The sequence below is a fragment of the Kitasatospora sp. NPDC057542 genome (assembly GCF_042801945.1).
Classification (GTDB): domain Bacteria; phylum Actinomycetota; class Actinomycetes; order Streptomycetales; family Streptomycetaceae; genus Kitasatospora.
This window is the reverse complement of record NZ_JBHVFE010000057.1, coordinates 1-20,811: the sequence shown is the minus strand read 5'-3', so window position 1 is coordinate 20,811 and position 20,811 is coordinate 1. Positions and strand designations below refer to the sequence as shown.

Genomic DNA, 20,811 nt, shown 5'->3' with positions numbered 1-20,811 from the left:
CGGCCGTCACCACCGGCCGCGTAGCGGGAGCGCGCGGTCCAACGCGGGCGGAGGTGCGAGGTCAGCCGGTCCTACGTTGTTGAGGGGTCGGACGGGCCAGTCATATGGTCCTGAGATCCAGAGACGCCGAGTATGGCTTTCAGCCACTGCCGCCTGACGGCACGTGCTCCAAGCCGGACCGGGTGCCCCGAAGCGGGGCCGGCCGGAGTAGCGGTGTCAGCGGGTGCCCGCTGCGGCGGCGAAGGGCCCGTCCAGGGCCGCCCATTGCAGGAGCAGGATGGTCTTGCCGTCGGTGATGCGTCCGTCGCGGATCATGGCGAGGGCGTCGGTGAAGGGCAGTTCGAGTACTTCGATGTCCTCGCCGTCCTCTTCGAGTCCGCCGCCGTTTCCGGTTCGATCGGCCGGGGTGTAGGGGGCGGCGTAGAAGTGCAGGCGCTCGGTGACGGAGCCGGGGCTCATGTAGGCGTCGAGGATGTGGGTGAGCGGTCCGAGTGTGACACCGAGTTCCTCGGTGCTCTCGCGCCGGATGGCGGCGAGCGGGTCGTCGCCGTCGAGCAGTCCGGCCGCGGCCTCGATGAGCATGCCGTCCGGGTGGTCGTTGACGTAGGCCGGGTAGCGGAACTGGCGGGTGAGCAGCACGCGGCCGCGTTCGGTGTCGTAGGGCAGGACGACCGCGCCGTTGCCGCGGTCGTAGGTCTCGCGCTGCTGGGTGGTCCAGCGTCCGTCGCGGCGCCGGTAGTCGAAGGTGGTGCGGCGCAGGACGTGCCAGCCCTGGGAGGTGAGTTCCACGTCGCGGACCATGACGTCGGGGTTGCGGTCCAGGTTCCGGCCGGCGTGGTCGAGGCCGGTGCGGCCGCGGTGGTCGGGGGTGTCGATGCCGGGGCGGGTGTTCACGCGGTCTCCTGCGGGGTACGGAGGGGGATCTCGTTCACGTCGTAGTAGACGGGCAGGCCGCGGCGGCGGGCGGTGGCGACGTCCTGATCGGCTCCGGTGGAGTGGCCGGGGAGTCGGAGTACGGCGTCGCAGTGGGCGAGCAGGCGCTCGGCGGTCGGGTAGAGGACCTGGTCGGCAAGGGGGTCGGTGGGGCCTGCGCCGGCCGAGCGCAGGACGGGCAGGGCGACCCACTCCCCGATCACGGGGACGTGGCCGGCGGCGAACACAGGCCAGGCTGCGGCTTCGAGGTGGACGAGGTTGGCGGCCATGGCCTGCGGGTCGCCGCCGGTGCCGGAGCGGTAGGGGCCGGCGATGAGGATGAGCATGGGCTTGTCGGTCATGGCGCGCTACGATACACGCAGAAACATGCAAGAACAGGAGAAAGTACGGATGCTGGCTGCTGAGCGACGCGACCACCTGCTGGGCCTGCTCGCCCGCGAGGGCAAGATCGTCGCCAAGAACGTCGCCACTGACCTGGGCATCTCCGAGGACAGCGTTCGCCGCGATCTGCGCGACCTGGCCGCCGAAGGACTGTGCCAGCGGGTCTACGGCGGGGCCCTGCCCGTCTCCCCAGCCATCGCGGACTACGCCGCCCGGCAATCCGTCACCCCCGACGGCAAACGGAAGGTCGCCGCGGTCGCCGCCGCGCTCGTACGGCCCGGCGGCGCCCTGATCCTGGACGGAGGCACCACCGCCCTCGCCGTCGCCCACACCCTCCCGCCGGATCTGTCCTGCACCGTGATCACCCACAGCCCGACCATTGCGGCCGCACTGCTCGACCACCCCCAGGCTGAGGTCTTCCTCCTCGGCGGCCGCCTCTTCAAGCACTCGGCGGTCACCTGCGGCGCGGCCGCGGTCGAGGCCGCCCAGAACGTCTCGGCCGACCTGTGCCTGCTCGGCGTCACCGGCGTCCACCCTCAGGCAGGCCTGACCACCGGCGACGCCGAGGAAGCCGCGATGAAGCGTGCCCTGGCCGCACGGGCCGCGGACACCTACATCCTCGCCTCGTCCGAGAAGATCGGCACCGCCTCCCGGTTCCGCGTCCTGCCCTGGGAGGACATCAGCGGACTGATCACCGACGCCGACCCCTGTCACCCGGTCCTCAATCAACTCACCGCACACGGCGTGGAGATCCTGGCAGCCGGCTGACAGCTACGGAGCGAGCGCGAACCGGGCGTGCGGCGGGTGCTGGATCGTGACCCGGCAGGGCTGGAGGACTGGGACCTCAGGTTCGCCGTGCGGATGGCTGTCCCGGACGCCGTGCTCTACGACGACCGCGGGCATGACGGCCTGGCCGTCCTGATCCACGACGGTGACCGCTCCTGGGCGGAGGTTCGTCCGGACGCGGCCGGCCGGCCCGTACTGTGGCAGGGCGGCCGCGCCGGATTGGAGACGAGGTGACGATCGCCTGGGGCAGTGGGAGGGCCTGGGGCGTCCGTACCCGTACGACGGTGTCACCGTCACCCCCGACTCCCAGTGGGCGTGGCAGGGCAACCCGGACAACGGTCCGCGGTGGCCGATCGGACGCCTGCACCGAGTCACACGGTGACCCGTTTGATCCGTGTGCGCACGCCTGGGTTCCGCGGCTTCGGCTGCGGGCCCAGGCACATCCTAAGAGCGTCCGGGTCGCGGGGACCTGCGACCTGGACAGCACCCGCGGGCCGACGCCGGACAGCACGGCACTGCCTGGGTGACGGCAAGGCGTACTGCCCGCTGTGCTCGGCGGCATACTGGACGGTCCACCGGCTCCTCGCCCGCTCGTTCTCGGGCGCCAGGGTGTCGGCCTGCGCCTGCACGACGATTGACAACCTGTGATCAGTCTTGCTGGCTCACCATGGGCGTGCCGTACGCAGACGGAGATGCGCGGACGGCGGGGCCGCGCCGACGTGCATCCCCGTCTGCGTTCGGACCAGCGGGTGCGGCGAGGCTGGCGGGCGCATGGCAGGGTGGCACATATGAGTGCGAATCCAGCCATTCCGGCCTCCTCCCGTACGGTGGGCGCACTGCGGGATGTCGTCCAGCCGGTTCCGGGCGACGGCCACGGTGAGCCGCTGCGCGTGCTGGTGCTGTCGGGGTCCCTTCGGACGGGATCGGTCAACGGGCAGTTGGCCATGCTGACCACCAAGCTGCTGGCCGAGAACGGCGCCGCCGCCGATCTTGCCCACCTGCGGGACTTCGACATGCCGTCGTACGACGGGGACGTCGAGACCGCCCAGGGTCAGCCACAGAACTCCGTCGCCCTGCGCGACCGCCTTCGGGCAGCGCAGGCGTTCGTGCTCGCCTCGCCGGAGTACAACGCATCGATCCCTGGCGTGGTGAAGAACGCGATCGACTGGCTGTCACGCTTCCGGCCGCAGCCGTTCAAGGACAAGCACGCCCTGCTGGTCTCGGCTTCTCCCTCCATGGTGGGAGGAAACCGGGGGCTGTGGGCGCTCCGCGTTCCGCTGGAACATCTCGGGGCCCGTGTCTATCCGGACATGTTCAGCCTTGGCGAGGGCCCACCAGGCGTTCGGCGACAGCGGAGACCTGAACGACGCCGGACTGCAGGATCGGCTCGCTGCCACCGTGAAGGCATTTCTCGGTCTCGTCGAGGCGGACACGAACTACCCGGCGCTGCAACGTTGCTGGTACGAGTTCCTCGGCGACCAGACCAGTGCCCAGGTCACCCAGCGCGCCGAGAACTAGCCTGCCCGCCCTTCCCGGCGGGAGGCCCTCCCCCATCGCGGGGACAACGCGACGAGTCACAACGAGTTCCAGGCCGGCGCCGGAGTGACACGGGAGCATGCGACGGCAGCGTTGCGCAGCGAACGAGACTGCCGTCGTGCCGCCCGCGCCGCCGGCTGTCCCACCGTCGCGGCGTACCGGCGGCGCTCCGTCTCCGCCGCGCGGTTCCTTCGCAAGGCCGGGGCCGCGCGGGCGGTGGACACGCAGCCGCCGCACGCCGGCCGCCGCTGCGACGCGCACCCGGCGGCCCGGGCCCCGAGTCAGCCGAGTCCGACCAGTTCGGAGATCGTCCCGCCGAGAACCCGGTCGCGTACTTCGCCCGGGCTGGTGACCCGTTCCACTCATGAGCCGGGGCGGTGCCGCTGACCTTGGCGCGGAACAGCTCGCGGTAGCCGGCGAACCCGCCGCCGCGCCGGTACGCGGTCAGGCCCGGGCTCGTCGTCCTGGTGGTCGTGATGCGGGTGCTGTCCCTCCGGGATATCCGGCGCCCCTGGCAGCGGGGTGATCAGCAGCCGGGCCGGCGCCGCCGGAGCAGCAACAACGAGGAGGAGCCCGGCTGCCACGGCACGCGGGACAACGTGTTCCGACGCCACAAGGCGGGCCCCGACCTTGCGGTGCGGGCCGTTTGAGACCCACGGCCACGCGGGTGCGGGCTTTGCGCCGGCCGTGGCACCGGTCACGGGGTGAGCACCAGCTTCGCGGGGGCTCCCCGCCTCTGCTGCTCCCAGGCGGTGGCAACGTCCGCGAGCGGGAGCGCCTTTGTGTCGACGGAGATCTTTCCTTCAGCGGCCTGCTCGGTCAGGTTCCGGTAGGCGGTGCGGAGTGCTTCGAGGGGGACATCCGTGATCGTGAAGCTGAGGATCTGCAGAGCGTTGTAGCGCAGCATCGCCGCGGGCAGTTCGATCGTGGCTGCGGCGGAGTTGCCGATCTGGATGTGGCGAGCGCCGCGCGAGACCGCTTGCAGGGCCGCCAGGGCGGGCTCACCCCACAGTGTGTCGATGACGACGTCGATCCCGTGTGATCCGGCGGCCGTGCGGAAGGCGGCTGAGAGATTCGTGCCGGCGTCGACCACGACGGTGGCGTCCGCGCCCCGCTCGCGCGCGCGACGCAGCCGGTCCGGGTCGCGGCCGGCGGCGATCACGTGTGAGGCGCCCTGTGCCTTGGCCGCCTGCACCGCCACGGACCCCAACGCCCCGCTCGCGCCCAGCACCAGCACCGACTCGCCTGGCTGCAGCCCGGCCCGCCAGCTCAGGGCGCACCAGGCTGCCAGCCCGGTGTGGCCGAGTGCCGCCGCGGTCACATCGTCCACACCCTCCGCGAGGTCCAGCAGGTTCGCCTCCGGAGCCACGGTCCGCTCGGCCCACGATCCATAGGGGGACACCGGGGCGTCGAAGTACACGCGGCGCCCGTCGGCTGTCCGCCCGACCCCGTCGGACCCGACCACGTACGGGAACACGGGTACGCCATACGCACCGGACGCCTTCTCCAGGTCAAGGTGGTGTACACCGGCTGCGGTCACCGTCACCACGACCTGGCCCTCCCTGGCCTGCGGATCGGCGAAGTCACCGATCTGGGGCACGGCCCCTTCCTCGACAAGGACGGCAGCTCTCATGAGTCGACCGTAACGGCCGCCCGCGGGCTCGCGGGCAGCCGTTTGCGCCACACAGGTGACCCCGGGCCAACCACCGGGTGCGCTGCGAAGCCGGTTGCCGGCTGCCGCGTCGTTTCGACGTCAGCCGGGTAGCGTGGTGGCGTGGGCACGGGGATTCCCGAGGCAGGGAAAACACTTTCCGTGGTTGCGGCGAACGTAGGGTCGCGTGTACCGGACGTCAGTCGCGACGTATGGGATTACGTGCTTGCTGAGATCCCGGAGCTCAGGGGCGACGAGCCCGTCCTCAAACTCCTGCACGCAAGTGTCGCGGAAAACGTCGCAACGCTGCTGCACGTTTTCGAGAACGACATACCCCTGGACAAGGTCGAGGGGCCCGTGGCGGCCCTGGAGTACGCCAGGAGGCTGGCGCAGCGGAATGTTCCCATCAGTGCGCTGGTCAGGGCCTACCGGATCGGACACTGGCGCTTCCTGCAGTGGTGTCTGGAGGAACTCCACGGTCAGGGAGTCGAGGAGGACCTCTTCGCCGCGACGGTCTGGCGCACGTTGACGGTGAGTTTCGGCTACATCGACCAGGTGACCGAGCGTGTCATCGAGCTCTACCAGCTGGAGCGGGATCACTGGTTGCTGAGCCAGACCGCGGGGCGCGCCGCGCGGGTGCGGGAGATTCTTGCCGGGCAGGAGGTCGACGTCGACTGGGCGGAATCGACGCTTGGCTACCGGCTCAGGCAGATGCACCTCGGGCTGGTGGCCTGGCTGCCCGTGCCGACGCACGGTAGTGCGGGGTTGGCCCGGCTCGAACGGATCACCAGCGCCATCGCCGATGAATTGAACTGCTCCGCAAGGCCGTTGTTCATTCCTCGTGATGAGGCGTCGTGCTGGGCCTGGTTGCCGTTCGGCTGGGACGGTGAGGTCTCCTTTGAACGGATGTGGGGTGTGGCCGAGGACGGCGACCCGTCCATGCGTGTGTGCGCCGGGCGGCTGGAGCCCGGTGTCGAGGGGTTCCGTTGGACGTATCGGCAGGCTCTGTGTGCACAGGAGCTGGCCACGGCGTCGAGTTCGGGGGCTCGGTTCACTGCCTACTCCCGTGTCGCTCCGATCGCCCTGATGTGTACGAACATCGACGACATGCGGATCTGGGTGCGGAGCGTTCTCGGTCCGTTGGCCGTCGACGACGAGCCCTGCGCGCGGTTGCGGGAGACGGTGCAGATCTTCCTGGACACCGGTGGCAGCTACACCGCCACCGCACGTCGGCAGATCCTCCACAAGAACACCGTGCAGTACCGCATCCGGAAGGCCGAGGAGGCCATGGGGCGCACGGTCCAGGAACAGCGGACCGATCTCGAGGTGGCGTTGCTCGCCGTCCAGTACCTCGGCTCGTCGCTCCTGATTGCCCCTTGAGACGGCACTCGGTCGACCTTCCGCCACGTCAGCCGTCGCCGAGGGCGCGCATGACCCTGATCTGCGCCTCGTCCCGCGCGCCCTCCAGTTCTTCGACGGTCGCGCCGAAGTCGGCCTGTCCGGAGAGGAGTTCGACGGTCGCTTCGTCGAGTGCCGGGGTGCCGAGGTCGCGCCACAGGTCTTCCAGGGCGGGCCCCAGGTGTTGCAGGAAGTCCGGCAGGCCGCCGGGGCCGCCGCCGAGGTGGAAGCTGCGGAAGGGACCGGCGACGGCCCAGCGCAGGCCGAGGGAGGAGGTGACGATGTCGTCGAGTTCCTGCTCGGTCACCACGCCCTGGACGACGAGGTCGACCGCCTCGCGGAAGAACGCGGCCTGCAGCCGGTTGGCGACGAATCCGGGCACCTGCCTGCGCAGCACCTGCGGCTTCTTGCCGAGGGCAGTGTAGAAGGCGACGGCGCGCCGCACCGTGTCCGGATCGGTCTGCTCGCCGGGGACCACCTCGACCAGCGGGACGAGGTGCGGCGGATTGAACGGGTGGCCGATGACGAGCCGTCCCGGTTGCTTCATCTCCAGGGCCATCGCGCTGGCGGGAATGCCGGAGGTGGAGCTGAGCAGCAGGGTGTCCGCACGCGCGGCCTGCTCGATCCGGGCGAAGAGGTCCTGTTTGAAGTCCAGGCGCTCCGGGCCGTTCTCCTGGACCACGTCCGCGTCCGCGAGCGCTTGGCCGAGGTCGGCCTCGAAGCGCAGAGAGCGGTCGAGATCGGCGGTGGGCAGGCCCAGTGCCTTCAGCGCCGGGACGGCCTCCCGCAGTTGGTCGCGCGTGCGCTCGGCCACGTCGGGGAGCGGGTCGTTCACGGTGACGGCCAGGCCCCTGGCGAGGAACAGGGCGGCCCACGACGCGCCGATGACACCGGCCCCGATGACGGTGACGTGCCGGAAGTCGTCCATGGTGGCGCCGGTGGCGGCGGGAGTGCCGTTCATGATGACTCCTGGGGTGCTGCCGTGAGGTAGTCGTGGACGACTTCGGGGGACGGCAGGGTGAGGTCGGTCAGGATGTGGGCGGCGGAGAGGACCTCCAGGACGGGAAGGTCCGCCAGCGGCGCCAGGGCGTGCTGGAAGAGCTGCAGCCGGGCGGGGCCGGTCCAGGAGCCCTTGACGGTGATGTCCTCGATCCGGAAGCGGACCAGTTCGCAGATGCGCGGCCGGCCGGTGTACCCGGGCAGGATCTTCAGCATGAAGGTGGGCCGGCAGATCTCCTCCCGTGCCCGGCCGGCGTCGAGCGGGGCGTGCTTGTAGCCCATGGTGGCGGTGGCGACGCGCAGGGAGCCGTAGTCGAGGGTGCCGACCAGGGTGTCGGAGTCGACGGTCAGTCTCGGGGCGCCGAGTTTCTTCGGGTAGGCGCTGATCTCGCGGCCGCTGGCGATGGCCGGCATGCTGTCCACGTACATCGCCAGGACGTACTCGCCGCGCTCGCCCTCGTACTCGACGGAGAGCACCTGGCCGGACTCGGCGTAGTCACCCAGTCCGGTGGTGTCGGGCATCCGCATGATCTCGAAGCGCACCGTCGGCTCGGCGACCCGCAGGGGCGCGGGGACGAGGCGTTCCAGGGCCCGTTCGTCAGTGCGGTAGACGATGGTGAAGTACTCCCGGTCGGTGAAGCGGTACGGGCCGCGGGGGTAGGCGGGAGCGTCCAGTGGGGTGGTGAGCTGTTGGGTCACGTCTCGGGTGCGCATGGTGTGGCCTGGGATCTCGTCGGGTGCGGTGGGCCGGCTGCGCCCGGTGGCCCGGCCGTGGTCCGCCACAGGTGCGGTGGGCCACCGGGCCGCGCCGGGGATCAGCGGCGCTGCCAGTGCGGTGGCCGCTTCTCCGCGAAGGCACGGGCGCCTTCCCTGGCGTCCTGGGACGCCAGGACGGGCGCGACGATCCGGTCCTGTTCCTGGAAGGCGTCCTGGTCGCGGAAGGACGTCCGCTGGTCGATGCAGCGTTTGACGGCCGCCACCGCCAGGGGGGCGTTGTGGGCGATGCGGGCGGCGAGGTCCAGGGCCTGACGGAGCGCCTGGCCGGGTTCGGTGAGGTGGTTGACCAGGCCGAGCCGCTCGGCGCGCTCGGCGGGCAGGGGATCGCCGGTGAGCAGGAGTTCCAGGGCGATGTTGCGGGGGATGCGTTCGGGCAGCCGGATCATGCCTCCTTCGGGCGGGACGAGTCCGTAGTGGACCTCGGTCTGGCCGAAGGTGGCGTCGCGGGCGGCCACGACCATGTCGCAGGCGAGGGCCATCTCGGTGCCGCCGCCCAGCGCGTAGCCTTCGACGGCGGCGATCAGGGGCTTGGTGAGCTGGGCGCGGGTGACGCCGCCGAAGCCCCGGCCGGGGACGATCGGGGTGTCTCCGGCGGCGAACGCCTTGAGGTCCATGCCGGCGCTGAAGGTGCCGCCCGCACCGGTGAGGATGCCGATCAGGAGGTCGTCGCGGGCGTCGAGTCGGTCCAGGGCGGCAGCCAGTGCCCGGGCGGTGGCACCGTCGATGGCGTTGCGTGCCTGCGGCCGGTCGATGGTGATCACCAGCGTGGCATCGTGTTCCGTGGTGCGCACGGTCGGAGTGTCGGTGGCCTCGGTCATGGTGGGGACTCCTTTCTCCCCCTGTTGCTGCTCCGTCCTTGAGGCGGCGCGCGCCTCGGCGGTGTGATCGCGGTTTCGCGGTGCCCCGCCCGGGGGCAGGGCTTCAGGTGATTGCCTCCGCCCTGCGCAGGTCCTCGATTCCGGCAGCGTCGAAGCCCAGGTCACGCAGCACGGATTCGGTGTGTTCGCCGAGGTCCGGGGCCGGACGCGGGGGGACCTTCCGTTCCTGGTCCAGCCGTACGGGGCTGTCGACGGTCAGGGGCGGCTCGGCGCTGCCGTCCTCGACCGGCACGACGATCCGGTTGGCGACGAGCTGGGGGTCGTGGGCGCACTCCTCAAGCGTCTGGACGACTCCGTAGGTGAGGCCCGCGGTGTCGAGCAGCTCGCGCCACTCGGCCAGGGGACGACTCTCGAAGGTCTTGTCCAGCAGGGCGACGATCTCGGCGGCGTTGGCACGGCGGCTCGCGGTGTCGGCGTAGCGGGGATCCTCCGCCGCCTCGGGGTGGCCGATGGCCTTCAGGAACAGCGGGACCTGCTTGTCCTCGTTGGCGAAGGCGAGCAGTACCCAGCGGTCGTCCGCCGTGCGGTACGCGTTCGCCAGCGCGTTCGGCGGATGGAGCCGGTCGACCGGGCGGGGGTTCTTCGCGCCGACCAGGATGGCCTGCAGCCACATGCCGGCCGCCCACGCGCCTTCGGCCAGCAGCGACGCCGTCACCCGTGCGCCCTGGCCGGTCCTCTCCCTCCGGTACAGGGCGGTCATGATCCCGGCGAACAGGGTGACCGCGGTCGCGTGGTCGCCCGATCCGAAGACGTTCATCGCCGGCGGCGCGTCGCGCTGGCGTGTGACGTCCATCAGGCCGCTGCGCGCCCAGTACGCCGTCACGTCGAAGCCGGGCAGGTGCGCGTCCGGACCCGCCTCGCCGAAGCCGGTGACGTCGGCGTAGATCAGCCGTGGATTGAGCGGCGCCAGATCCTCGTACTCCAGGCCCAGCTTCGCCCGCGTCCGCGGCGGGAAGTTGGTCACCAACACGTCGGCCCAGGCCACCAGGCGTTCGAGCACCGGCCGGGCCCCGGGCGACTTCAGGTTCAGGGCGATGCTGCGCTTGTTGCGGTTGTCCAGCTGCCAGGGGTAGTTGACCCCCTCGACCTGCGGATTCGGCGGCACGCGGCTGAGCGCGCGGTAGGTGTCGCCGACGCGTGGTGGTTCCACCTTGACGACATCGGCGCCGAAGTCACCGAGCATGGTGGCCGCCGCCGGGGCGGCGATGAAGCTGGCGAGATCGACGACGTGCAGCCCCTCCAGCAGCGGCGCGCTGTCCATGACTGCTCCCTTCCTCGACGGTCAGCGGCCCGCGGCCACCGGGACGAAGGCGTTGTACCCGGTGATGTCCCGGCCGACGATCAGCGCCTGCACCGTGTCGGTACCCTCGTAGGTGTCGATGGCCTCGATGTCGCACAGGTGCCGGGCGACGTGGTAGTCGAGCACGATCCCGTTGCCACCGAGCATGTCGCGGGCGTCGGCGAGGATGGCCCGGGCGCGTTCGGTGTAGTGCATTTTGGCCAGAGCCACCCGCGGCATCGAGAACTTGCCCTCGTCCATGAGCTGGCTGAGCCGGTACTGCATGCACACCATGTCGGTGATGTCCGCCAGCATCCGCGCCAGCCGGTACTGGACGAGCTGGAAGGACGCCAGCGGCATCCCGAACTGGTGCCGCTGCTTGGCGTAGGCCAGGGCGGTCTCGTAGCCCGCGATGGCCGCTCCCACCGACTCCCAGGCCACGCAGAAGCGGGAGGCCAACAGGACCTCCTCGGTGTCACGGAAGGTGTGGCCGCCCGCCAGCCGGTTCTCGGCGGGCACCCGGACGTCGGTGAGCGAGATCTGCGCGTTCTGCACACACCGCAGAGCCGTCTTGCCTGTGATCACCTGGGCATCGAACCCCGGCGTGCCCTTCTCCACCACATAACCGCCGACGTGCCCGTCCTCTCCCCGGGCCCAGATGATCACGTAGTCGGCGAACGTGGCATTGCCGATCCACCGCTTGTGGCCGTTGAGCACATAGGAGTCGCCCTCCCGGCGGGCGGTCGTCTCCAGCTTGACCACGTCCGAGCCGTGCGCGGGCTCGGTCAGGCCGAAAGCACCGATCTTCTCCAGGCGCGCCATCGGAGGCAGGAAACGTTGCCTCTGCTCCTTTGAGCCCAGCAGCCCGATCGAGGTCATGGCCAGCGCCGAGTGCACCCCCATGAAGGTGGAGACACTCAGATCCCCGCGGGCCAACTCCAGGATGACCACGCCGGCCGTCACGTTGCTCATCCCCGGACAGCCGTCACCGGAGACCTGGAAACCCGCGATACCCAACCGCGCAAGCTTGGGGACCAGCTCGTGAGGGAACTCCGCCCGCTCCCAGTAGGGATTGATGATCGGTGTGACCTCCCGGTCCATGAAGTCGCGGACCTGGTGGCGAAGAGCCTGCTGCTCGTCCGTGAGCAGGTCCCCGAGCAGGTAGTAGTCGGATTCCTCGGGCCCACCCAGCACCGGCGGCTCCACCAGCGGATGCCCGTCGCCCTCCGGGATGCTCTGCGCCGACCCGACCGCGGTGCCGCGTGTCGCGTTCATGTCCCGCTCCTTCCGGTCTGCGGGGATCAGATCGCTCCTGTGCACACGACGCTAGAAGCCGCCGGCCGAGCAGCCACTGGGCGCAGAGCACCATGTACGCGAAGAAGTTCGTGCGGGTGCACCAATCCGCCCGCCGCCGGTGCACAGGGCCTGACCCGGACGATCACGCACCACGGTCACGCCGCCCCGAGCTTGACCCTGGGACGCCTGGACCACCCGCTCCGCTGCAGTCGGGATCCCGAGACGGCGGAGCTTGCCGTTCGTCTTCGGGATCATCCGCTCGTGCACCGGGATCGGCCGGAAACTGCGCTCTCTCAGCTGAGATCGCAGCCCGTCGAGGAAGACCTCGACTCTCTGCCCGGCGCGGATCAACGTACCGTGCAGGAGGGGCAGTTCCTCTTCTGCGTGTTCCAGCCGGGGTCCGCAGTGGGTGAGTCCGGGGTGCGTACGGTCCCAGGCGGCCTACTCGGGCTTCTATCCCGCCGTGTGTCGTGGGCGGCATGCCGACCCGCGGCGGATGACGGCGTCCAGCTGGGTCATCCGGGCCGCGGCCAGCTCCACCACTGCCCTACCACCGGGTGACAGCTCGGCATCCGGCCGGTGCACCACCGCGAATGTCTCGTACAGCGGCGGCGACAGCGGTGCCCAAGCCAGCATTGCCGGGAGGCGGCCGGCAAGCCGGTGGAGCACGCCACGCCAGGTGATCGTGTCGGCCAACCCGGTGGCCGCGACGTCCAGCGCCGTCTCCGTCTCCTCGACCTCGATCCGTGGATGCAGCCTGCCACCTACCGCCTGGACGCGGGCCATCAGTTGCTGGCGGGTGGAGTCCTCCTCGCGCCGGCTCACATCGGGCAGGACAAGCTGTGCCGCGGCGAGCTCCGACGGTGTGACCGAGGCCCTCACCCGCGCTGGATCGGCACTGACATAGACCAGTTCGTCGCGCAGAACGGGCCGCACGGTGGCGTCCTGGTCACCGAACGGCAGTGCCACTACAGCGGCCTCAAGCAAACCACGGCGCAGCTGGTCCAGCACTGGCACCGAATGCGGACCGATCAGTTCAAGGCGGAGGCCCGGGTGACGTTCCAGGACATCGGCCACCAGCTCGCTGCCCAGGTAGAGGCGGGCGGTATGGAACACCCCGAATCGAACCGTCCCGGTCAGCGCCTTTTGGACCGAGGCGACCGCCCGAGCCCCTTCTTCCACCGCCGCCAGTGCGGCCACGGCGTGCGGCTGCAGCGCCCAAGCCGCTTCGGTGGGCACCAGGCCACGGCCCACTCGCCGGAACAGCACCATGCCGAGGCCCTGTTCGAGTAGCCGTACCTGTTCCGAGACCGACGGCTGGCGTAGCCGAGTGTGGCGGCAGCCGCGGTGAAGGAGCCATGCTCCAGGGTGGCCTGGAAGCAGCGCAGCTGGTGGAGTGTCGTGGCCAAGGAATCTCCTGTGCTTGAGACGACACGACGCCTCGTCCTTGCCGCCGGAACACCGACCCTATGCCTGACCAGCGGAAATACACCCTCCATGCCCAGAAAGACAACACCTTCTCATGGCTGACCTTTGGTGTCCGCCGGCGTGGCCTCGACGACGGTCACGTCGGCCGAAGAATCCTCCGGAGCGAGTTCCTTGACACTCACCCGGACCTCGGCGACCTGACCGGCGTCGGCTCCGCTGAAGGCCAGGACGTCGTAGCCCCCGCCGGGCGGGACGACGAGGCTGCCCCGGTCGCTCCCGCAGGCGGTCGTGACCCGTACCTCGGGCAGGTCCTTCTTCGCCGGAGACTAGCGCAGGCGGGGGACACGAGAAACCGGCCACCCGCCGCTCAAAGCGCGGCGAGGAAGGTGTCCAGCTCGTGCTCGAACAGGTCCGGGCACTCCAGTGGGATCATGTGTGCGGCGCCGGGAAGCACCCGGTGACGGGCGTTCGGGGCAGCAGCAGCGACGGCGTGGGCGTTGGCCAGGATGTCGCTGCCGTCCAGGTCCCCGGTCAGGACCAGGGTCGGCACCGCCACCTCGCCGAGCCGGTCGGCCGCGCCCACCTCCCGCGGCAGCCCGGCGCCGAGGCCGGCGGCGTGGCGCAGGACGTTGGCGGTCGCGCAGGCGCGCAGCCGCTCCCGCAGTGCGCCGTCCACCTCGGTGGGAGAGCGGTGCGGACCGTCCACCCACATCCGCAGGAAGTGCTCCACGAACAGCTCCACGCCCGCTGCGCCCCCGGTGCCCAGTGCGGCGATCTGCTGCTCCGCATGGTGCGTCACGAAGGGGTCGGTGAACGGCCGTCCGCTGACGCCGGGCGCGGTGAGGACCAGGGCGGCCACGTACTCGGGGTGGGCGAGCGCGGCATCGAGGGCCGTGCGGGCACCAAGCGAGAGCCCGACCAGCACGGCGCGGGGGACGGCCAGGTGTGCGAGCAACGCTCGCAGGTCGTCCTGGTGGGCGTAGTCGCCGGTGACGGTGGAGGAGTGGCCGTGCCCGCGGGCGTCGTAGCGGACGACGTGGTGGCCACGGGCGGCGAGGCGGGCGAACTGCTCGTCCCAGCTGTGCCGGTCCAGCATCCCGCCGTGCAGCAGGACGAGGGTCGGCCCACTGCCGCCCTGCGCCACCTCGTAGGACAGCCGGCCGCCCTCGACGGACACGGTTCCCGTGGTCATGGTGCCGTGTGCTTCGGTCATAGTCCGTTCGCTCCTCGGTCGTTCCGGTCACTTCGGTCGCGTTCCGCGGCCGCCCGTTCCAGCTCGTGGAACACCTCGCCGAGCCGGTCGAGCACCCGCAGTGTGGCGGCGGCGTCGGCCGGGTCGAGGTCGCCGAGATGCCGCCGGAGCGCGTCGTGCTCGGCGCGCTGGATCCGGGCCAGGACGGCCTCGCCCTCCGCGGTGAGCCGCACCAGGGACGAGCGCCGGTGCTCCGGGTTGGCGACCGTCTCGGCCAGCCCGAGCGCCTTGGCGTCGTTCACCAGCCGCTGCACCGGCTGCCGGTCCAGGTCCAGGGCGCGTGCCAGTTGCGGCACGGTGCGTGGCCCGCCGCGCCGCACCGCGTCCAGCACCGCGTGCTGACCGGCTGTCATGCCCGTCCCGGCCAGTCCGCGCTCGACCGCCCTCACGATCATCCGGTGCACCGGCCACAGCCGCCGGATCACGTCGTGGAGCAACCCCTCGACGGGTGGTTCGCCGACATCTTCCATAATGACACTCATGATGTCAGGATGACACTGAATATGTCATCCGACCATCCAGATCCCGCCGGCCGGCGCTGTCACGTTGGCTGACGGGGCGGGATGATCTTCGGATTGGCCTTGCTGAAGGGGATCACCCGTGTCGTCCGCGCCGCCGTCGCGCAAGGGGCACCGGTATCCGGTGGAGATGAGGCCGCCAGGAAGTCCATGTTGATGTCGAGGCCGACGAACGGCGCCGCGGCCTCCTGGTCGGTGAGGGGCCGGTGCCAGTCCCATGCCTCGGTGACCAGTTCGCCGTCCGGCTCGCGATGCCGGATCGAGCACCGCGAGCGGCCCGGCCGGGAACCTCGCCGCCGCAGCGGCCTCCCAGTTCGCCGGACCCGCCTCGGCGACCGCCGTCTTCGCCGCCCGCGACACCGCGCCGGCGACAGGACGGGACGACGCGCTACACCGGGCCACAGCCGGTGCGGCGTCCATGCGGGCGGCCTGACGGGACGCAGCGACCGAAGCGACCGAAGCGACCGAAGCGACCGAGGCAACCGACTCGGCCAGGTCTGCGAGGCGGGCCGCTGCGCCGAGGCCGCCCAAGCTCCGCGCCTGTTCTGCGGACGACGGTGACCACAGGCGCGCCGGGTGGGCATGCCCCGGTGCGGGGCCGGGGTGGGTCAGGGGTTGGTGGTGGTACGGGCCCGTACGGCCAGCAGGGTGAGGTTCCCGGCTGCGGCGGCGGGGCGGAAGTCGAAGACACTGGTGAACGGTCCGGTCACCAGCAGCAGGACTTCGTGCGCGCGCAGCGCCCGCCACCACTCGCGCCCGGCCGCGAGTTCCCCGTCGAACCAGGCCTCGCCGTCCGGCCGACGCACCGTCAGGCACGGCGGGGACGCGGTGGCGGACCAGCCCGGGGCCGGATCCCGTTCCAGGACGCCCGCGTCGCGGGCCCAGCCCTCCTCCGCCGTCACCGGGCGTCTTGCCGCGTCGGGCACCACCAGCACCGGGCACTGGCCCGGCATCAGCTCCGGCCACACCCCACCGACAAGCCCCGCACCGGCAACGATCTCCACGCAACGCTCCCTGCCCCGCCACCCACCCCGGCACACCCACCCCCGGGCACCGGACCAACCCCATCATCCCCCACACCCGAGAAACCCGGCCCCACTGCGAGAACCCGGCGCAGTTCGTGACCCTGCCGCAGGCCGACCACGCGAAAGCCTGACACCTCACCGCGGCCGGGCTCCGCCGTGACGGCCACCTTCCCCGAGGCCCTGCACCCGACCGCCCCGGTGCCGGGCTCGGAGAAGCCGGCCGTCCACCGGCGCGAGCACCTACTCGACGTCGGCCGGATCCACACCGTCTTCGACACCGACGCCCGCATCCGCGACGAGGCCTGCGGCCCGCTCGCCCCGCTCCCACCCCCGAGCACCGCGCTGGCCCGCACGGCGAGATGTACCGAGAGCCTGCGCCGGCACCTGCCCCGCCAGCGGCCCTCGTTCAAGGACGGCCGCCGTATCCGCCAGGGGGCACAGGCCACCCGACCGTGATCCCACCGGTACGGGCGCGAGCGCTCCTGCTGTTCGACATGCCACGCGGCCTCGTCTCCGGGGCGCGGGTCGGCTTCCCCGAACCGGTCGACGAGGACCTGGTCGAAGCGGTGGGCGCCTTCGCCTGGGACTACGGGCGGCGCCACGGCTGGCCCACCGACCGCCACCACGCCGCCGCCTTCACACTGCGCAGGGGTCTGCGGATCCTGCTCGCCACCCAGGACGTCCCCGGCGTCCCGATGAAGGCCAGCGGGGCGGCCCGGCTCAACGACATCCGCCTGCCCGTCGGGCCGGTCCTGGACGTCCTGGCCGCCGCCGGACTCCTCGACGACGACCGCATGCCCGCCATCGTGCCCTGGTTCGAGCGCAAGACCGCCGGCCTGCCCGATCCGATGGCCGAGGAGGTGCGCATCTGGTTCGACATCGCCCGACGCGCGCACCGCTGGCCCAGCGCGCGGCGGTCAGGCGGGCCCGGCGGTCAGGGGTGCGGACCTGCTCCGCGTGTCCGCACCTCTGACCAGGGCGGTCAAGGTTCGATGGCACGAACCGTGCAGTGGTCTAACTTCCGTGGCAATCGGTCAGGGATCAGTGGCACAGGACACACCGGTTCTCACCACCGGTTGTCGCACCGGCAAGAGGGTCCGCCAGTTGGGCGCCGGCGGACCCTTTCAGTGCGAGCGGTGGCCGGTGGAATGGATTCCGGTCGGCAGCGGCGCCGCTATGCTCCGGCCGGCCGCAGCGAGGTGAGGCGTGTCATCTCGTCTTCCGAGAGCTGCAGTGCGCCGGACGCCATGTTCTGCGCGAGGTGGTCCGGATCACTGGTACCCGGGATCGCCAGCACGTGCGGCCCCTGCTGCAAGGTCCAGGCCAGCCGGACCTGTGCGACGGACACACCGCGCGCGCGGGCGACGGCGTGCACCTCCTCGTGGTCGCTGGGAGCCGGACCCGCCTCGCGTCCGGGACCGGCGATCGCGAAGAACGGGACGAAGGCGAGGCCGAGTTCACCGCAGAGCCGCAGGAGTGCCCGGTCCTCGCTCGACGCACCGATCCCGTAGGGGTTCTGCACGCAGACGACCGGGGCGATGGCCCGGGCCTCGGCCAGTTGCTCGGACGTGACGTTGGAGATGCCGAGGTGGCGGATAAGCCCGGCATCTTGCAGTTCGGCCAGCGCGCCGAAGTGCTCGCCGATCGAGCCGGTCCGCCGGCTCGGTGGCACGCGCAGGTTCACCACGTCCAGGTGATCGCGGCCGAGTTGGCGCAGGTTCTCCTCGACCTGGCCGCGCAACTGCGCCGGCGTGGCCCACCACCACGCGCCCGAGGGGTCGCGGCCCGGCCAGACCTTGGTGGTGATGACCAGGTCCTCCGGGTATGGCGCCAGCGCCCGGTTGATCAGCTCGTTGGCGGAACGCGTCGCCGAGAAGTAGAAGGCGGCGGTGTCGATGTGGTTCACGCCGAGCTCGATCGCCCGCCGGAGCACGCCGATCGACCGATCGCGGTCGCGCGGCACGCCGCGGTCGAAGGGCGCGGTACCCGTCAGCCGCATCGCACCGAACCCGACGCGGTTGACGGTCTGGTCACCAAGTTGCCAAGTACCCGTGTCAGGCGTGGTGTTCGTCTGTGGACTCATGACGTGGATCTCCTCTTGCGGCTTGGAATAAAGAACCGATGGGTGGGGCGTGGCGCGTTCAGGTCGCTCGGCAGGGCGAGGACCTCGAAGCGGTCCACCGGTGTCGAGGCAGGCGGGCCCCGGGCATGAAAAAAGCCTCCCCGGCGGATCGGAATCCGCACCGAGAAGGCTCACGTGATGACCGGCATTCTAGCAGGGCAGGGCAGGCAGCGGGAACTCGGTTTCGGTCGCCCAGGAGCACACGGTGCCCACCCACCCCGCCCGCGGCCCCCGGCGCGGCACCGCCAAGGACGAAGGCGAGCAAAGTCTCGTTCACCGCCATCGCGTGCTGGGCACCGGAGCGGCCCGCGCCCCGGGCGGTGGCAAGCGCTCAATTTGAGTATCCGTACTCAAGACGGAGCTGCGGGTCCACGCGGAGAGTCATTCCCATGTTGACCTCCACGCGTGGGCGACGCGGACGCGCCGCCGCAGCTACCCTGCTCGTGTGCGCCACCCTCTTCCTGACCGCCTGTGGTGAGCAGCGGGCTACGGGCCGGGCGGCGGCTGTCACGTTCCCTGGTTCCAGTCCGAGCTCCGCCGGTGCTTCGCCGTATGTGGAGCCCGGGGCCGGCGACGGTGCCCCGCACTACCGCGAGAACAACGGCTACCGCCTCCCCGCTGACATGTCGCCGGCCAGTGCGGAGGACGCGCAGAAGGAAGCCGGTCGCATCGAGCCGGTCCTCAAGCAGCTCTGGGAGGCCAAGTCGTGGGACCCGGAGAACGTGCGCGCGGCGCTACTCAAGCTCGGGTACCAGGAGGAGCGGACCGGGCCAAAGGGCGAGCGGCTCGGCGGGACGCTCATCGTGCGGGAGATGCCCTCGCGTTTTGTGACCGACCACTACGTCAGGCCCGAGGGCGCCCAGGTCGGCCTCCGCGTCCATGATGACGCCTGCGTCACCGCGTTCATACAGAAGACCAACTACCAGGTGACGACCAACGGCCCATACCCGGAGCACGGCTGCATCGAGCCGCCCGCCGGTCACTGAGCGGCCATCAGAGGACCCCGTGCCAAGGTCCCGCCCGGCGTCGAGCCCGTGGCGGCCCCGGCCCAGCAGGAGGACACGGCGAAGAAGAAGGCAGGCGCCGGAGCTGGTCGGCGGTGGCGACCCTGAGCACGCCGAGTACGCCCAGGACGTCGCCACGCAGAGCGTTGGTCGAGCCGCCCGAGTCGGCGGCGCGGCGTACGAACACGGTCCGGCCCAGCGCCGCGGCCGCGGGTGCCGGCAACGGTCGAACCGTGACCCACTTCGGACGGTTGAGTTCGCGGTCGGCCCGGCCGGCCCGAAGAAAGCCGCCACCCCCGGAGTTCCGGCCTTGCTTGGCCTTTCAGCCGGACAGCCTCGTCAGGACGGCGTCGGGCACCCTTTCGGCGTGGCGGCGGAACACCAGGCTGAACACCGCGAGCGCGCCCGGCATCAGGACCAGGTTGGACAGACCGAACCGATCTCCCGCCCAGACCGCGGCCGTGACGACCGCCACCCCGGCCCCGGTGCGCAGCGAGGCCCACAGCAGGGTGCGGTCCTTGGCGGGTTCCAGGCCTTCGAGTTGCTCGGCGGGCAGGAGGGCCGCGTAGTGGCCCCTGGTGTGGTTGGTGCTGATGGTCAGCAGTGTTTCGAGCAGGTCGTTGTGGTGCTGGGTGTCGAGGCGGAGTTCGGCTTGGCGCAGGGCGGCGACGACGAGTCGGCGGTGGGTACGGATCTGGTGGCGCCGCGGCCGGCCGACACCTCTTTCCCGGGCGAGGAGGGCTCGTTCCAGGTCGCGGAGGCGGGAGCTGACCTTTCGGGTCGCTGCGCGGCGTCTGCGGTTCGGGTTGGCTGTGTGGGGGCCGAGGGCGGCAGCGGCGAGCACGGCACGTGCGGGAACCGACCACGTGCCGCCCAGGCGGCGCAGGCCGGTACCGAAGACCGACCACCGGGCCTTCGTCATGAGCACAGTGGCCACGGCGAGAGCGGAGAGCGCCGCCTGGAGCCAAAGGGGCTCCAAAAGCCGGGTGTTCACTGCCATGACGCCGAGTGCCGTGGAGTACAGGCCGAGCAGGGCGGTGTGGAGGTCCCTGCCGGCGGCTTCGAAGGCCTTGGTGCGGCCGATGATCCGGGCGGTGATCCGTATGTTCGCAGCGGCCCGGGCCGGCAGGCCGGCGGCCCGGGCCGCGCGGGCGAGATCGGACAGCAACTGCTGCGCCCTGACCTCCCCGCCCACTCGGGCCAGCTCCGCCCGGCGTCGGTACCAACCCGCCATGTGTGCCCCCTCCCCGGGATCCGTACACGACAGCGTTCCAGGTTCCGTTCGAGGGCGACAGGTCGCGTATCGGGGGCCGGGGCTGTGCCACGTTCCCCGGCAGGGCCGTCCCCTTGGCGGCGGCGCGGGCAACGGATCCCTCGATGACGAGGTCGGCTGGACGACGAACCGGCGGCGGGCGGAGGAGCGGGAAGTCGACCCGGTCGGCTTCCCACCCCTCCGGCGTTTCCGGGGACTGGAGTTGACCACTGTTTGACCTTTCGGGACCGCCGAATAGGGTGTTCGCGAGCGTAGGGGGGATTGGGATGACGCGA

20 protein-coding genes and 1 pseudogene are annotated in these 20,811 nt (G+C 71.0%); 7 read left to right on the top strand and 14 right to left on the bottom strand.

Translation table 11 applies throughout. From position 1 onward, the window contains the following. Positions 1-216 precede the first annotated feature (216 nt). On the bottom strand, positions 217-894 hold the full coding sequence (locus ACFU7Y_RS10460; RefSeq protein WP_224281887.1) for an NUDIX domain-containing protein: 678 nt from the start codon (positions 892-894) through the stop codon (positions 217-219). Continuing rightward, positions 891-1,274: a DUF4406 domain-containing protein gene (locus ACFU7Y_RS10455; protein WP_224281885.1), complete on the bottom strand. Its 384-nt coding sequence runs from the start codon at positions 1,272-1,274 to the stop codon at positions 891-893. The genes ACFU7Y_RS10460 and ACFU7Y_RS10455 overlap by 4 nt, the downstream gene beginning before the upstream one ends. A 49-nt stretch (positions 1,275-1,323) precedes the next feature. Here ACFU7Y_RS10455 and ACFU7Y_RS10450 point away from each other — a divergent pair, with 49 nt between their 5' ends. From ACFU7Y_RS10450 to ACFU7Y_RS10435, 4 genes and pseudogenes are all read left to right on the top strand, one after another. Continuing rightward, positions 1,324-2,082 carry a DeoR/GlpR family DNA-binding transcription regulator gene (locus ACFU7Y_RS10450; RefSeq protein ID WP_224281883.1) on the top strand — a complete coding sequence of 253 codons (759 nt, stop codon included), beginning with the start codon at positions 1,324-1,326 and terminating at the stop codon, positions 2,080-2,082. A gap of 36 nt (positions 2,083-2,118) precedes the next feature. Further along, complete coding sequence (locus ACFU7Y_RS10445; protein WP_224281879.1) at positions 2,119-2,334, top strand: hypothetical protein; 216 nt, start codon at positions 2,119-2,121, stop codon at positions 2,332-2,334. Between the two features lie 458 nt (positions 2,335-2,792). Further along, positions 2,793-3,368 (top strand): annotated as a pseudogene (locus ACFU7Y_RS10440) (NADPH-dependent FMN reductase); the annotation flags it as partial. A gap of 52 nt (positions 3,369-3,420) precedes the next feature. Beyond that, positions 3,421-3,618 (top strand): hypothetical protein, encoded by a 198-nt coding sequence (locus ACFU7Y_RS10435; RefSeq protein WP_380767368.1) that lies wholly within the window; start codon positions 3,421-3,423, stop codon positions 3,616-3,618. Between the two features lie 715 nt (positions 3,619-4,333). On the opposite strand, the gene ACFU7Y_RS10430 is transcribed toward ACFU7Y_RS10435, so the two are convergent. Continuing rightward, positions 4,334-5,269 carry a zinc-binding alcohol dehydrogenase family protein gene (locus tag ACFU7Y_RS10430; protein WP_224276993.1) on the bottom strand — a complete coding sequence of 312 codons (936 nt, stop codon included), beginning with the start codon at positions 5,267-5,269 and terminating at the stop codon, positions 4,334-4,336. A 141-nt stretch (positions 5,270-5,410) separates the two neighbouring features. On the opposite strand from ACFU7Y_RS10430, the gene ACFU7Y_RS10425 reads away from it, so the two are divergent. Then, the gene (locus ACFU7Y_RS10425) at positions 5,411-6,667 is read left to right on the top strand and encodes a CdaR family transcriptional regulator (RefSeq protein WP_224276995.1); all 1,257 of its coding nucleotides are present in this window, start codon (positions 5,411-5,413) and stop codon (positions 6,665-6,667) included. Positions 6,668-6,695: 28 nt separating this feature from the next. Here the strand turns inward: ACFU7Y_RS10425 and ACFU7Y_RS10420 are convergent, their stop codons facing one another. The 9 genes from ACFU7Y_RS10420 to ACFU7Y_RS10380 form a co-directional block, all read right to left on the bottom strand. Next, on the bottom strand, positions 6,696-7,646 hold the full coding sequence (locus ACFU7Y_RS10420) for a 3-hydroxyacyl-CoA dehydrogenase NAD-binding domain-containing protein (protein WP_380767347.1): 951 nt from the start codon (positions 7,644-7,646) through the stop codon (positions 6,696-6,698). Further along, positions 7,643-8,398, bottom strand: coding sequence for an acetoacetate decarboxylase (locus tag ACFU7Y_RS10415; RefSeq protein ID WP_224276999.1), 756 nt, complete (start codon positions 8,396-8,398; stop codon positions 7,643-7,645). Before ACFU7Y_RS10415 ends, ACFU7Y_RS10420 begins: the two co-directional genes overlap by 4 nt. A gap of 101 nt (positions 8,399-8,499) precedes the next feature. Next, complete coding sequence (locus ACFU7Y_RS10410) at positions 8,500-9,279, bottom strand: crotonase/enoyl-CoA hydratase family protein (protein WP_224277001.1); 780 nt, start codon at positions 9,277-9,279, stop codon at positions 8,500-8,502. Positions 9,280-9,382: 103 nt separating this feature from the next. Further along, positions 9,383-10,600 carry a CaiB/BaiF CoA-transferase family protein gene (locus tag ACFU7Y_RS10405; RefSeq protein WP_224277003.1) on the bottom strand — a complete coding sequence of 406 codons (1,218 nt, stop codon included), beginning with the start codon at positions 10,598-10,600 and terminating at the stop codon, positions 9,383-9,385. 21 nt (positions 10,601-10,621) lie between these two features. Beyond that, positions 10,622-11,893, bottom strand: a complete 1,272-nt coding sequence (locus ACFU7Y_RS10400) for an acyl-CoA dehydrogenase family protein (RefSeq protein WP_224277005.1) — start codon at positions 11,891-11,893, stop codon at positions 10,622-10,624. 474 nt (positions 11,894-12,367) lie between these two features. Beyond that, entirely contained in the window at positions 12,368-13,297 is a 930-nt protein-coding gene (locus ACFU7Y_RS10395; RefSeq protein ID WP_380767365.1) for a LysR substrate-binding domain-containing protein, read from the bottom strand. Between the two features lie 412 nt (positions 13,298-13,709). Then, the gene (locus ACFU7Y_RS10390) at positions 13,710-14,555 is read right to left on the bottom strand and encodes an alpha/beta fold hydrolase (protein WP_224277008.1); all 846 of its coding nucleotides are present in this window, start codon (positions 14,553-14,555) and stop codon (positions 13,710-13,712) included. After that, positions 14,552-15,076, bottom strand: a complete 525-nt coding sequence (locus tag ACFU7Y_RS10385) for a MarR family winged helix-turn-helix transcriptional regulator (RefSeq protein WP_224277010.1) — start codon at positions 15,074-15,076, stop codon at positions 14,552-14,554. The genes ACFU7Y_RS10390 and ACFU7Y_RS10385 overlap by 4 nt, the downstream gene beginning before the upstream one ends. Positions 15,077-15,720: 644 nt before the next feature. Beyond that, positions 15,721-16,116: a hypothetical protein gene (locus ACFU7Y_RS10380; protein ID WP_224277011.1), complete on the bottom strand. Its 396-nt coding sequence runs from the start codon at positions 16,114-16,116 to the stop codon at positions 15,721-15,723. 177 nt (positions 16,117-16,293) lie between these two features. Between ACFU7Y_RS10380 and ACFU7Y_RS10375 the strand changes: the two genes are divergently transcribed. Further along, a complete protein-coding gene (locus ACFU7Y_RS10375; protein ID WP_224277013.1) occupies positions 16,294-16,593 on the top strand; it encodes a hypothetical protein in 300 nt (99 codons plus the stop codon). Between the two features lie 718 nt (positions 16,594-17,311). Here the strand turns inward: ACFU7Y_RS10375 and ACFU7Y_RS10370 are convergent. After that, on the bottom strand, positions 17,312-18,220 hold the full coding sequence (locus ACFU7Y_RS10370) for an oxidoreductase (RefSeq protein ID WP_380767343.1): 909 nt from the start codon (positions 18,218-18,220) through the stop codon (positions 17,312-17,314). A gap of 593 nt (positions 18,221-18,813) precedes the next feature. Here ACFU7Y_RS10370 and ACFU7Y_RS10365 point away from each other — a divergent pair. Then, positions 18,814-19,245: a hypothetical protein gene (locus tag ACFU7Y_RS10365; RefSeq protein ID WP_380767342.1), complete on the top strand. Its 432-nt coding sequence runs from the start codon at positions 18,814-18,816 to the stop codon at positions 19,243-19,245. A 340-nt stretch (positions 19,246-19,585) separates the two neighbouring features. Here the strand turns inward: ACFU7Y_RS10365 and ACFU7Y_RS10360 are convergent, their stop codons facing one another. Next, on the bottom strand, positions 19,586-20,497 hold the full coding sequence (locus tag ACFU7Y_RS10360) for a hypothetical protein (RefSeq protein ID WP_380767340.1): 912 nt from the start codon (positions 20,495-20,497) through the stop codon (positions 19,586-19,588). Positions 20,498-20,811 lie beyond the last annotated feature (314 nt).